General features: G+C 60.6%; 8 protein-coding genes and 1 pseudogene. 4 read left to right on the top strand and 5 right to left on the bottom strand.

The features are described 5' to 3' along the window. Positions 1–3 precede the first annotated feature (3 nt). Both AB4O16_RS23015 and AB4O16_RS23010 read right to left on the bottom strand, forming a co-directional pair. A complete protein-coding gene (locus tag AB4O16_RS23015; protein ID WP_008016476.1) occupies positions 4–165 on the bottom strand; it encodes a hypothetical protein in 162 nt (53 codons plus the stop codon). Positions 166–264: 99 nt separating this feature from the next. After that, positions 265–606, bottom strand: a complete 342-nt coding sequence (locus tag AB4O16_RS23010; protein ID WP_008054180.1) for a hypothetical protein — start codon at positions 604–606, stop codon at positions 265–267. A gap of 218 nt (positions 607–824) precedes the next feature. Between AB4O16_RS23010 and rapA the strand changes: the two genes are divergently transcribed. Then, the gene (gene rapA / locus AB4O16_RS23005) at positions 825–3,671 is read left to right on the top strand and encodes an RNA polymerase-associated protein RapA (protein WP_160389062.1); all 2,847 of its coding nucleotides are present in this window, start codon (positions 825–827) and stop codon (positions 3,669–3,671) included. Between the two features lie 211 nt (positions 3,672–3,882). On the opposite strand, the gene AB4O16_RS23000 is transcribed toward rapA, so the two are convergent. Continuing rightward, on the bottom strand, positions 3,883–5,232 hold the full coding sequence (locus tag AB4O16_RS23000) for a spinster family MFS transporter (protein WP_160389061.1): 1,350 nt from the start codon (positions 5,230–5,232) through the stop codon (positions 3,883–3,885). 253 nt (positions 5,233–5,485) lie between these two features. On the opposite strand from AB4O16_RS23000, the pseudogene AB4O16_RS22995 reads away from it, so the two are divergent. Together AB4O16_RS22995 and AB4O16_RS22990 are read left to right on the top strand one after the other, a co-directional pair. Beyond that, positions 5,486–5,850: pseudogene (locus AB4O16_RS22995) on the top strand (YkgJ family cysteine cluster protein). 146 nt (positions 5,851–5,996) lie between these two features. Continuing rightward, on the top strand, positions 5,997–8,213 hold the full coding sequence (locus AB4O16_RS22990; RefSeq protein WP_460155884.1) for a putative bifunctional diguanylate cyclase/phosphodiesterase: 2,217 nt from the start codon (positions 5,997–5,999) through the stop codon (positions 8,211–8,213). Here the strand turns inward: AB4O16_RS22990 and AB4O16_RS22985 are convergent. Continuing rightward, the gene (locus tag AB4O16_RS22985) at positions 8,170–9,066 is read right to left on the bottom strand and encodes an NAD(P)-dependent oxidoreductase (protein WP_460155883.1); all 897 of its coding nucleotides are present in this window, start codon (positions 9,064–9,066) and stop codon (positions 8,170–8,172) included. The genes AB4O16_RS22990 and AB4O16_RS22985 overlap by 44 nt on opposite strands. A 196-nt stretch (positions 9,067–9,262) precedes the next feature. Between AB4O16_RS22985 and AB4O16_RS22980 the strand changes: the two genes are divergently transcribed. Then, positions 9,263–11,464, top strand: coding sequence for a hypothetical protein (locus AB4O16_RS22980; protein ID WP_460155882.1), 2,202 nt, complete (start codon positions 9,263–9,265; stop codon positions 11,462–11,464). Between the two features lie 307 nt (positions 11,465–11,771). On the opposite strand, the gene AB4O16_RS22975 is transcribed toward AB4O16_RS22980, so the two are convergent. Beyond that, on the bottom strand, positions 11,772–12,077 hold the full coding sequence (locus AB4O16_RS22975) for a DUF2288 domain-containing protein (protein WP_460155881.1): 306 nt from the start codon (positions 12,075–12,077) through the stop codon (positions 11,772–11,774). Between the last annotated feature and the right edge of the window lie 190 nt (positions 12,078–12,267).

Raw genomic sequence — 12,267 nt, 5'->3', positions numbered from 1 at the left:
GGTTCAGCGCTTTTTCGGTTTGTTTTTCGGCTTCTTCTTGGCCTTGCCCAACGGCATGGCCTGTTCGAACGCCTGGCGAACTTCATTGAGCCGTTTGTCATTGAGGTCATGAACACGCTTGGCGCGTTCGGCGTTGAGGTCAATCAGCTTGTCGTCTTGGCTCATGGCAGTCAGTGCATCGCTTGAAATGAAATTCGGCCGCCGTGGCGTTCGGCAACCCTGCGCCAATAATGCGGCCTGACGGCCGCGCTGACCAGCCTGCGCTCAAATCTCGATATCGACCCACAACCCCTGCCGCGGCTGATCTTCCATCAGCGGCGCCACCGGTACGGTGTTGTCGGCATTGAGTTCGTCGCCGGGAATCGCCAGGTGAGCCTCAGGGTCATTGTCGGCTTCGTGGCGACGGCGCTCCTGCTCCTGTCTGCGGCGCTGTTCCTCGCGCAGCACCAGGCCGTCCTCTTCGGGATTGCGTTTTTGCAGGTCGATGGTGCTTTCGCTGGAGCTTTCCTGCACCGGCACCACCGGGGGAATATCCGGACGCTGGCGGATCGGATCCGTCTGTGAAGTGATCGGCACGGCACTCAAGGGGAGCATCGGTGGCAGCATGGTTTTCGGTCTCCTGTCAGCAGGCTGTCGGCTGCGGCGATGGCGACTTGAGCCATCGGTCGCAAACTGTGACCCAATCGGCACTCATTAGTGGACCGGGCGGCGCGTCATGCACAGGTGGTCTAACGTATGACTGTGAGTTTTTCTGAGAGTCCTTTGGCCCTGAAGCCCTCATTCCGTTAAGATAGCCCGCTTTTTCAAGGTGGGAGTCAGGCAGCATGGCGCAGCAGTATCAACCGGGGCAACGCTGGATCAGTGACAGCGAAGCCGAGCTGGGTTTAGGCACCGTTCTGGCACAGGACGGCCGCTTGTTGACCGTGCTCTACCCGGCCACTGGCGACACTCGCCAGTACGCGCTACGGAATGCGCCCCTTACCCGCGTGCGGTTTTCGCCGGGTGACTCCATCACTCATTTCGAAGGCTGGAAACTGACCGTTCGCGAAGTCGACGACATTGATGGCCTGCTGGTTTACCACGGCCTCAACGCGCAGAACGAAGTGGTCACCCTGCCGGAAACCCAACTGTCGAACTTCATCCAGTTCCGCCTGGCCAGCGACCGTCTGTTCGCCGGCCAGATCGACCCGCTGGCCTGGTTCTCCCTGCGTTACCACACCCTGGAACACACCAGCCGCCAGTTGCAGTCCTCCCTTTGGGGCCTGGGCGGCGTGCGTGCGCAACCCATCGCGCACCAGTTGCACATCGCCCGCGAAGTCGCCGACCGTATCGCACCACGGGTTCTGCTGGCCGACGAAGTGGGCCTGGGCAAAACCATCGAAGCCGGCCTGGTGATCCATCGCCAATTGCTCTCGGGCCGCGCCAGCCGTGTGCTGATCCTGGTTCCGGAAAACCTGCAGCACCAGTGGCTGGTAGAAATGCGCCGCCGCTTCAACCTGCAGGTCGCGCTGTTCGACGAAGAGCGCTTCATCGAAAGCGATGCCAGCAACCCGTTCGAAGACACCCAGCTCGCGCTGGTCGCGCTCGAATGGCTGGTGGACGACGAAAAAGCCCAGGACGCGCTGTTCGCCGCCGGCTGGGACTTGCTGGTGGTCGACGAAGCTCACCACCTGGTGTGGCACGAAGATCAGGCCAGCCCTGAATACACCTTGGTCGAGCAACTCGCTGAAACCATTCCCGGCGTACTGCTGTTGACCGCCACCCCGGAACAACTCGGCCAGGACAGCCACTTCGCCCGTCTGCGCCTGCTCGACCCGAACCGTTTCCATGACCTGCACGCCTTCCGTGCCGAAAGCGAAAACTATCGCCCGGTGGCCGAAGCCGTTCAGGAGTTGCTGGACCAGGGTCGCCTGTCGCCGCAAGCGCACAAGACCATCCACGGTTTCCTCGGCAACGAAGGCGAAGCCCTGCTGGCCGCCGTCAACGATGGCGACACCGAAGCCAGCGCGCGCCTGGTGCGCGAACTGCTCGACCGCCACGGCACCGGCCGCGTGCTGTTCCGCAACACCCGCGCCGCTGTGCAGGGTTTCCCGGAGCGCAAGCTGCACCCGTATCCGTTGCCGTGCCCGGACGAATACCTCGAACTGCCCCTGGGCGATCACGCCGAGCTGTACCCGGAAGTCAGCTTCCAGGCCCAGCCGGATGCCAACGAAGAAGAACGCTGGTGGAAATTCGACCCGCGCGTCGAATGGCTGATCGACCAGTTGAAGATGCTCAAGCGCACCAAAGTGCTGGTGATCTGCGCCCACGCCGAAACCGCCATGGACCTGGAAGACGCCCTGCGCGTGCGTTCCGGCATCCCGGCCACGGTGTTCCACGAGGGCATGAACATCCTCGAGCGTGACCGCGCCGCCGCCTACTTCGCCGACGAAGAATTTGGCGCGCAAGTGCTGATCTGCTCGGAAATCGGCAGTGAAGGCCGCAACTTCCAGTTCTCCCATCACCTGGTGCTGTTCGACCTGCCGTCCCACCCGGACCTGCTTGAGCAACGTATCGGGCGTCTGGACCGGATCGGCCAGAAGCACATCATCGAACTGCACGTGCCGTACCTGGAAACCAGCCCGCAAGAGCGCCTGTTCCAGTGGTACCACGAAGCGCTGAACGCCTTCCTCAACACCTGCCCGACCGGCAACGCCCTGCAGCACCAGTTCGGCCCGCGCCTGCTGCCGCTGCTCGAAGAAGCCGACGACGGCGAGTGGCAAGCGCTGATCGACGAAGCCCGCACCGAACGCGAGCGCCTGGAAGCCGAGTTGCACACCGGCCGTGACCGTTTGCTGGAGCTGAACTCCGGTGGCGCGGGCGAAGGCGTTGCGCTGGTGGAAGATATCCTCGAGCAAGACGATCAGTTCGCCCTGCCGATCTACATGGAAACCCTGTTCGACGCCTTCGGCATCGACAGCGAAGACCATTCGGAAAACGCGCTGATCCTCAAGCCGAGCGAAAAAATGCTCGACGCCAGCTTCCCGCTGGGCGACGACGAAGGCGTGACCATCACGTACGACCGTAACCAGGCGCTGTCTCGCGAAGACATGCAGTTCATCACCTGGGAACACCCGATGGTGCAGGGCGGCATGGATCTGGTGCTGTCCGGCTCGATGGGCAACACCGCCGTGGCGCTGATCAAGAACAAGGCGCTCAAGCCGGGCACCGTGTTGCTGGAACTGCTGTATGTCAGCGAAGTGGTTGCCCCGCGCTCGCTGCAACTGGGCCGCTACCTGCCGCCGGCCGCCCTGCGCTGCCTGCTCGATACCAACGGCAACGACCTGTCGGCCCGCGTGGCGTTCGAAACCTTGAACGACCAGCTCGAAAGCGTGCCGCGTGCCAGCGCCAACAAGTTCATCCAGGCCCAGCGCGACCAGTTGACGCCGCGGATCAACGCCGGTGAAGCGAAGATCCTGCCTCGCCACACCGAACGTGTCGCCGAGGCGCAGCGTCGCCTGGCAGCCGATACCGACGAAGAACTGGCGCGCCTGACCGCCTTGCAAGCGGTCAACCCGACCGTGCGTGACAGCGAACTGGTGGCCCTGCGCAAACAACGCGAGCAAGGCCTGGCCATGCTCGACAAGGCTGCGCTGCGACTGGAAGCGATTCGGGTGTTGGTGGCGGGTTAAGTCCCCTGCTCTACCCTGCTAAAAAGAAGGCCCGCAGTGATGCGGGCCTTTTTTTATCTGATTTTTGTGGTGATGCCGATGGCCTCATCGCGGGCAAGTCGGATCGCCGCACCGCCGCTCCCACAGGTTTAGAATTGACCACATAACTTGTGAACAACACTAACCACTGTGGGAGCGGCGGTGCGGCGATCCGACTTGCCCGCGATGGCGGCTAGGCAGTCACTGCAGAACCATCAGGCTCAACCACCGCCACCAACCCTTCCTTCATCCGCTTGGCATCCCGCACGAAACACCGCGAAGCCAGGAACAGAAACACCACGGTGAACAGCAGCGCCACCGGAATCAGGTACATCGCGTCATGCAGGCCGACCGCCTTGAAGGCCTCGGTCATCTGTTCGGCACCCGCCGCGAGCATCGCCGTGTGGGCGAAGTGATCGGACAACGCGCCGACCACTACCGGGCCAAGACCACCGCCCAACAGATACAGTCCGGCGAAGAACAACGCCATGGCCGTCGCCCGCAGACGCGGCTCGACTACATCCTGAATCGCCGTATAGACGCAGGTATAGAAGTTGTAGGCAAACAGCCAGCCCAGACTGAACACGGCGACAAAAACGCCGATCTCGATCCGCCCGGAATGCAGCGCCCACGCGGTGCACACCGTCGAAATCACCAGGCTGAACGCCGCAAACAACAGTCGACCGTTGGCGACTCGCTGGTGAATCTTGTCCGCGATCCAGCCGCCCAGGGTCAGGCCGACCAACCCGGTCACGCCGACGATAACCCCGGTAGCGACCGCCGCTTCCTGCAATGGCATCAGGAAATAACGCTGCAGCATCGGCACCAGGAACGAGTTGCAGGCATAGGTGGCGAAGTTGAAACACAGGCCGGCCATCACCAGCCACAGGAAGGTCGGCACCGCCAATACCCGTCGGATCGGCCGATCGATCTTTTCCTGCGAGACCTGAACGCTCTCGGCGGCGCCGCGCTTCGGTTCCTTGATGAAAAACATGAAGATCGCAAGGATCAGCCCGGGCACCGCCGCGATAAAGAACGGTGCGCGCCAGCTGTCGAAGGCCTTGACCATCGCGCCGATGGTGAAGAACGCCAGCAACAGCCCCAATGGCAGCCCGAGCATGAAGATACCCATGGCCCGGGCCCGGCGGTGCGCCGGGAACAAGTCGCCGATCAGCGAGTTGGCGGCTGGCGCGTAACTGGCCTCGCCAATGCCCACGCCCATGCGCACGATCAGGAAACTCCAGAAACTGCCCACCATGCCGTTGACGGCGGTCAACCCGCTCCACACCGCCAACCCCCACCCCATCAGTTTGCTGCGCGAGCCGGTATCGGCCATGCGTCCGAGCGGCAAGCCGGCAATGGCGTAGACGAGGGTGAATGCCGTCCCGATGATCCCCAACTGGAAATCACTGAGGTGCCACTCCATGCGAATGGGCTCGATGATGATGGCCGGGATGGTGCGGTCGAAAAAATTGAACAGGTTGGCCAGGAACAACAGGAACAGGATGCGCCAGGCATTGGCCGCTTGGGTCGAGTTCTGCATGGATCCGTCTCTTTTATTGTTATTGGGGCGTCACTGCCCCCGGACTTTGCAATCTAGACAGGCCAGGCACAACTGTCTTTCATTATTCGCCAGGCTGATACCTGCCCATGGCGCACACTCACAGGGTATTTCGCAGCCCGTCCGGTTGATGAAAAATACCTCTCGCCCCCCCTTCCCAAGCCGATGGCGAAGCCTAGAATAGCGGCCTTGATTCCCCCCCCTGTGTCTCCACTCCTCCTTACGATAATCGCCCATGTCCGAAGCCAGTCCGTGTCTGAATTGCGGTGCCTGCTGTTCTCATTTTCGCGTGTCATTTTTCTGGGGTGAGTGCGCTCGTCCGGGGGGACGGTACCCGATGAGCTTGTCGAGCAAATCAGCCCCAGCCGGGTCGCGATGATCGGCACCGGCTGCAAACCCGTGCGCTGCACCAGTCTGGTGGGAGATGTCGGCAGTACGGTGCAGTGCTCGATCTACGAAAAACGCTCCAGCACCTGTCGGGAGTTCGATGCGTCCTGGGTCGATGGCCTGGCCAACCCCGATTGCGACGCCGCCCGCGCCGCCTTCGGCTTGCCGGCCCTGCAACCCGCGTTCGAGACGCCTCAGAAGCAAATCGCCTGAGTATTAGCACCAATCGCTATTAGGCTAATGTAAAAATGATTGGCACCAATGTGCCACTACCGCTTGCGCTCCACCCATGCCCTCTATACTCCAAGACATTCGTCGGCGCTCTTGCGCCGGCCTGAGGGATAACGATGGGGCATGCTATGGAGTGGCTTGGTGCGCATTTCATTGCCGAGCTACCAGAGAGTGGACAGGTCATACTCAATTGCACACATGACCCTTTTCTGGTGCTGCTGGCTTATCTGGTCGCCTGTGTCGGCTGTTTCGCGACGCTGGACATGGCCGAGCGGGTTGCTCACGCTGAAAAATCCGCATCCCAGACGCGCTGGCGCTGGGTGGGCAGCGGGTGCCTGGCCGGCGGTATCTGGGCCATGCACTTCGTCGGGATGCTGGCATTCCAGGCGCCCGTCGACCTGCACTATCAACTGCCTGTCACGGTGTTCTCGCTGACCATCGCGCTGCTCGCCGCGTGGCTGGCCATGCAGACCCTCAGTCGTCCTGATTTGAGTTTTCAACGGTGCCTGAAGGCATCCATCGGGGTTGGCCTGGGTATCGCGACCATGCATTACGTGGGCATGACGGCCATGCACTCCAGTGCTTCGGTCTATTACCACCCAGGCCTGTTTGCCCTGTCCATCGCGATCGCGATCGGCGCCGCGCTGGCAGCCTTGTTGCTGGCCTGGTATCTGCGCAACGGCGCCGGCATGCTGCATCAGCTCTTCAAATACTGCGCCAGCCTGTTGCTCGGGGCGGGCATCCTCGGCATGCACCTCACGGCCATGGCCGCCTTCAACCTGGTGCTGCCCGAAGGCAGCCTGCCTGCGCAGAACGGCGAGCACAGTCACCTGCAACTGGCGCTGACCGTGACGGTCATGACGCTGCTGATCATCGGCAGCAGCATCAGCGCTGCACTGGCGGACAAGAAACTGCAACACAAGGACCACGACCTGCAACGGGTCAACTCCCTGCTCAGCCAGCTGGATCAGGCGCGCATGTCGCTGCAACAGGTGGCGCACTACGACGCGCTGACCAACCTGATCAACCGCCGAGGGTTCAATCAGATCTTCGCCGAAAAACTCATCGAGAAAACCAACGAAGGCGGAATGCTGGCGGTCCTGTTCCTGGACATCGACCATTTCAAGCGGATCAACGACAGCCTTGGCCACGATGCCGGCGACGAGTTGCTCAAAGTGCTTGCCGGGCACATCAAGAGCTCGGTTCGCAGTCACGAAGATGTGGTCGCACGCTTCGGCGGCGACGAGTTCTGCCTGCTCATCGACCTGCATGACCGTGACGAGGCGCGCCAGCTGGCGCAACGGATCATGCTTAAAATGAAGGATCCCATCGAGCTGGCCGGACGGCGCATGGTGATGACCACCAGCATCGGCATCAGCCTGTTTCCGGAAGACGGCAAGACCTGTGAAGAACTGCTGAAGAACGCCGACCTGGCGCTGTATCAGTCCAAGGGCAGCGGCCGCAACGGCCTGAATTTTTTCAGCGCCAACCTGAAAACCCGTGCCACGCTGGAGCTGCAACTGGAAGAAGAGTTGCGCCACGCCCTGCGTGAAGACTCCGGCCTGATGCTCTACTACCAACCGATATACGACCTCAAGACCGGTCAGGTCAGCAAGCTCGAAGCCTTGATCCGCTGGCAGCACCCGGTCCACGGTTTCCTTGTACCGGATCGTTTTATCGCCATCGCCGAGGCCAACGGCCTGATCGCCGAGCTGGACAACTGGGTGCTGCGCAAGGCCTGCGAGGATCTGGCCGAGTTGTCGCGCCAGGGCTGTGAAGACCTGAAGATCGCCGTGAATTGCTCGCCCCTGAACCTGGCGCGCGAAGAACTGGCCGATGAAATCGAGTTCGCATTGCGGGTGGCCGGGGTGGCCCCCCAGCGGCTGGAACTGGAAGTCACGGAAAATGCCTTGATGGGCAATATCGCCAACACACTGGTGTTGCTGCGACAGATACGCGCCCTCGGCGTATCGCTGTCCATCGACGACTTCGGCACCGGCTATTCATCCCTGGCCTACCTCAAGCGCTTGCCGCTCAACACACTGAAAATCGACCGCTCGTTCATCCAGGACATCCCCAAGGCGACCCAGGACATGGAGATTGTCCAGGCGATTATCGTCATGGCCCACACCCTGCAACTGCAAGTGGTCACCGAAGGGGTCGAAACCTTCGAGCAATACCAGTTCCTGGAAGACCATGGCTGTGACTTCGTCCAGGGCTATCTGCTCAGCCGGCCGGTGCCGCTGACCGAACTGCTTCCGGTGCTAGACGAAATCAACCAGCGCAAGCACGCCTACACCGTCACGACGCTGAGCCTGGCTCACGGTACATCTGCACTAATGTAGACGGGTCTTTTTCGAGGAAACCCTGACTCCCGTGCAGGCGCATCAGCTGCGCGGCCAGCCCGCTGATCGGTGTCGCCGAGCCTTGCTCGCGGGAAAACTTCACCGCCGCGTCCAGATCCTTGAGCAACGTGCGCACGTGCCACTTGACCGGTTCGAAACGGTTTTCCGCCATCTGCGGGGCAAGGAACTGCAAGGGTTTCGAATCGGCAAAACCACCGGCCAGCGCTTCGGCGATCCGGCTGGCATCTACCCCGGAACGTTCCGCCAACGCGACCACTTCGGCAATCACCAAGGCATTGCAGGCGACGATCATCTGGTTGCACGCCTTGGTCACCTGCCCTGCCCCGACGCCGCCCATGTGCGTCACGCGCTGCCCCAGGCGCAACAGGACAGGCCGGACCCGTTCCAGGTCCTGCGCTTCACCGCCGACCATGATCGCCAGGCTTCCAGCCTCGGCGCCGACCACTCCACCGGAGACCGGCGTGTCGAGCCAGCCCATGCCGGTTTTAGCGGCAAGCTCCGCGGCCATTTCCCGCGTGGCGTTGGGTTCCAGACTGGAAAAATCCACCAGCAACTGGCCCTTTTTTGCCCCCTCGACAATGCCTGTCGGAGCAAACACCACCTCGCGCACCACCGACGTATCCGCCAGACACAACATCACCACATCAGCGTGCCGGCACAGTTCTGCCGGGCTGGAGACCTGGCGTGCACCCGCCTCCACCAGCGGCTTGCACTTGTCCGGATTGCGATTCCATACCGCCAGCTGATAACCCGCGGCCAGCAGGCGGCGGCACATCGGCAACCCCATCAGGCCGATCCCGGCAAACCCCAACGAAGGTAGCGTTGACATCATTTAGCCTCCTTTTGATTAAAGATCGCCAAATATTGGCCGATTCATCATGACTTAGGAAAGGATTCACCCCGAGCAATGCTCAGGTCAAAGACCAAGGCAAGGTCCAAGTACGCGCTGAAAAAAGACGCGATTGTATTCCGTGACGGTTCGACGACAGTGAGTCGGCCAACCAATCAGCCCAGGTAGATGGCGAACAATGACTTCTAAAAACAACCCGGCCACTGCGGTAACCGATCTGACGTTGAGCCCAGCGGCCAACAGCCCGTCATCACCGAAGCCATTGATTCAATCGCGCCCGCTGGCGACCCAGCAATACCTGTACTTCACCGAAACCAACACCGACCGTATCCTCGACAACCTCGACGGCCTGCGCGACATGGTGTTCCCGCGCGCACCGCATCTGGAAGGCGACAGCGAACAGCACAACGATCAGGAATTCCCGTCGGTGTGCCTGATCGGCCTGGGCCGTTGCGGCTCGAACATCGCGCTGGACGTGGCGGAACTGGTGTACAACGCCCGCAAGTTCTACCTCAACGAATTCAACAACGAAGATCGCCTGTCGCCGGACAAGCGTTTTGCCGAAAAGGGCTACAGCCCGGCCCGATGGATCCGCAACAACCTGCGCCTGGGCCAGAACAAGAACACCAAGCCGGTGTTCCTGGTCGAGCCGCTGGTGATGCTCGGCGACCTGGACAAGGACATCGCCGGACGCATCCGCTTCTCGCGCAAGGGCGAAAAAAGCGGCTTCCTGCGCGACTACAGCAAGATGAAAATCATGGATTTGTCGGAAGTCCACGCCGGTGGCGCCGGTAACGCGCCGATCCTCGGCCAGTACCTGGCCAAGATCATCCTGAACAAGGACACCCAGCGTTTCTCCAGCCCTGACTGGAAGATGATTCACTCGTACCTGATCGACAGCTGCGGCATCAAGGCCAACCAGTCGCGCCTGTATTTCTCGATCTTCAGTGCCGGCGGCGGTACCGGCTCGGGCATGGCCTCGGAGTTCGGCCTGGCCCAGCAGCACTCGTACATGAACAAGACGTTCGACACCAAACCGATGGACGAGCACGACAGCAAGAGCGGTCACTCCTTCGTCTTCGAACCGATCTTCACCAGTGGCATCTGCGTGCTGCCGAACATTTCCGACCACCGCAGTGAAATGTCCGAGGCGCTGCACATCAACGCCGGCCGCCTGCTGTGCAAATACCTGTCGGAAGAGTGGGATTTTTCCTACAACTTCGCCAACGAAGACAGCAGCGAAGCCAGCGTCATGGGCCGCATCCGCCCGTGGAACGCGATGATGCTGATATCCAACGACATCATGCGTTACGCCGAAGAGAACGATGACGGCAACATCCAGAACATTGATGTCAATGCCATGGAGAAGCATGCCAACCAATACATCTCGCAGCAGATCTTCAACATTCTGACGGCCCAGGCGGTGACCACCGACTACGACCAGAACTATTTCCGTCGCGCCGGCATCGACATCGGCGAAACCATCCGCCTGGACGCCAACGATCTGTTCATGAGCCTGGCCGGCCCGGTGGCGATTGCCTACGCCGAGTCCGTGGTGCCGGAAACCCCGCCGCCGAGCAGTGACAAGTTCAAAGTGTTCGAGAAAGAGCCGCAGCGCCTGAACATCGACGACCTGTTCTTCCGCTCGATCGACCTGCCGCACTTCAACAAGGTCACCCAGGCCATCGAAGGCATCAGCCTGCTGCCGATCGAGTCCAAGCGCTATCGCGCGTCGCTGGAGCAATACAAGAATTCGGGCTACGACGCGGCCGCGCTGCACGACCTGCACTTCTTCAAGAACTGCTCGTCGGTGGTGTCGATCGTGTCCCTGCCCAAGGACTACAAGCTGTCCTACATGGACCTGAACCGGTTGAAGACTCACCTCAACAGCCTGTTCCCCAACACCACGCTCAAGCGTTACGCGCTGGTGATCGGTGCTTCGGCCAACCTGTCGTTGACCACCCTGATCGCCAAGAGCCCGTGCCTGTCGGACGATTTCCTGACGCTGATCGTGGCCTTCATCAAGCGCTGCTTCGCGAAGACGCCGTACCGTTTCGACGAAACCCTGGACAACTCGATCCTGGACTTCATCGTCCAGGAAGAATTCGACGAAGACCGTATCGACGACTTGCTCAACGAATTCGAGAACCCGGCGAAGATCCTCGATACCAACTGGTACGCGATCAAACCGATGTACGAGAAGAAGTACCGCGAGCTGATCAACGACAAGGAAAAGTTCGTCTCGATCAACGACATCCGCTTGTCCCGCGATTGCGTGAAGAAAGCGATCAAGTACCTGCGCGAGATCTACCGTCACCGCATCGGCAAGACCAAGGTGATTTCGTTGAATAACCACACAGGCAAGACTTTCTCGGTCTGATCCAGAACCGAGTTGCTCCAATCGCTGGCAAGCCAGCTCCCACAGGTTCGTGGCGGACACATTAATTGTGAACGTCCCGGACATTGTGGGAGCTGGCTTGCCAGCGATAAGGCCCTGAAATTCGCTGAGGAGTTCAGCCATCCCAACATCCAGAAACAATTGAGCAGCCGTTCAACTACCCTCCCAACTGTTCCCGTTACGTTTACGTCACCGTGAGGCTGTGGCCTTTCTCTACGGCAACCTGCCATCACGCTACTCGGCTACACACTTTTCCCTTTGAAAGGCGCGCACCAATAAGGTGCGACCTTTAAGCCTGCGCCCTTTCCTGGATCAGAATCCACGGCGAAACCACCACGGCCCACAACGGCGGATTACGCTCAAAAAGATCCAGCGCCCGCGTTTCAGAGAGCTTGGCGAGTTTGTCAGCGACCAGCCAGGCAGCCACTTTCTCCCCCTCATCCTGGGCCACGGCCTCGGCGGCAGCGATCAAATCCAGGCCGGGATCGACCCACAATAGGGCACCCTTGGCGAAGAACGGTTCCAGCTCTTTCCAGGTAATAGATGCGGTTTCACCAAGCAGCTTGGCATAGAGGGTGCTAGGTTCTTGATTCATGGGACTGTCCGGAAAAGAAATCGACGGCGAATGATAACGTCGGTGGTCTGGCAGAAAAACCCGGATGCAATTGAGTGACCGAAATGAAAAGCGCAGGAAAGCCAGGGAATGCACCGAATCCGGCTATAAGCCCCTCAACGCCCCCGCCGCAATTCTGTCTTTTACTTTCAATAAAGCGACACTTGCAGGT

The organism is Pseudomonas sp. S2_H10 (assembly GCF_054668285.1).
This window is presented reverse-complemented; position numbering and strand designations above follow the sequence as displayed.

Bases quoted from the DNA above. Each gene is read 5' to 3' on its own strand.
- AB4O16_RS22975 (WP_460155881.1), bottom strand. From the start codon at position 12,077: ATGAATCAAGAACCTAGCACCCTCTATGCCAAGCTGCTTGGTGAAACC.
- AB4O16_RS23010 (WP_008054180.1), bottom strand. From the start codon at position 606: ATGCTGCCACCGATGCTCCCCTTGAGTGCCGTGCCGATCACTTCACAG.
- AB4O16_RS22985 (WP_460155883.1), bottom strand. From the start codon at position 9,066: ATGATGTCAACGCTACCTTCGTTGGGGTTTGCCGGGATCGGCCTGATG.
- AB4O16_RS22990 (WP_460155884.1), top strand. From the start codon at position 5,997: ATGGAGTGGCTTGGTGCGCATTTCATTGCCGAGCTACCAGAGAGTGGA.
- AB4O16_RS22980 (WP_460155882.1), top strand. From the start codon at position 9,263: ATGACTTCTAAAAACAACCCGGCCACTGCGGTAACCGATCTGACGTTG.
- AB4O16_RS23015 (WP_008016476.1), bottom strand. From the start codon at position 165: ATGAGCCAAGACGACAAGCTGATTGACCTCAACGCCGAACGCGCCAAG.
- rapA (WP_160389062.1), top strand. From the start codon at position 825: ATGGCGCAGCAGTATCAACCGGGGCAACGCTGGATCAGTGACAGCGAA.
- AB4O16_RS23000 (WP_160389061.1), bottom strand. From the start codon at position 5,232: ATGCAGAACTCGACCCAAGCGGCCAATGCCTGGCGCATCCTGTTCCTG.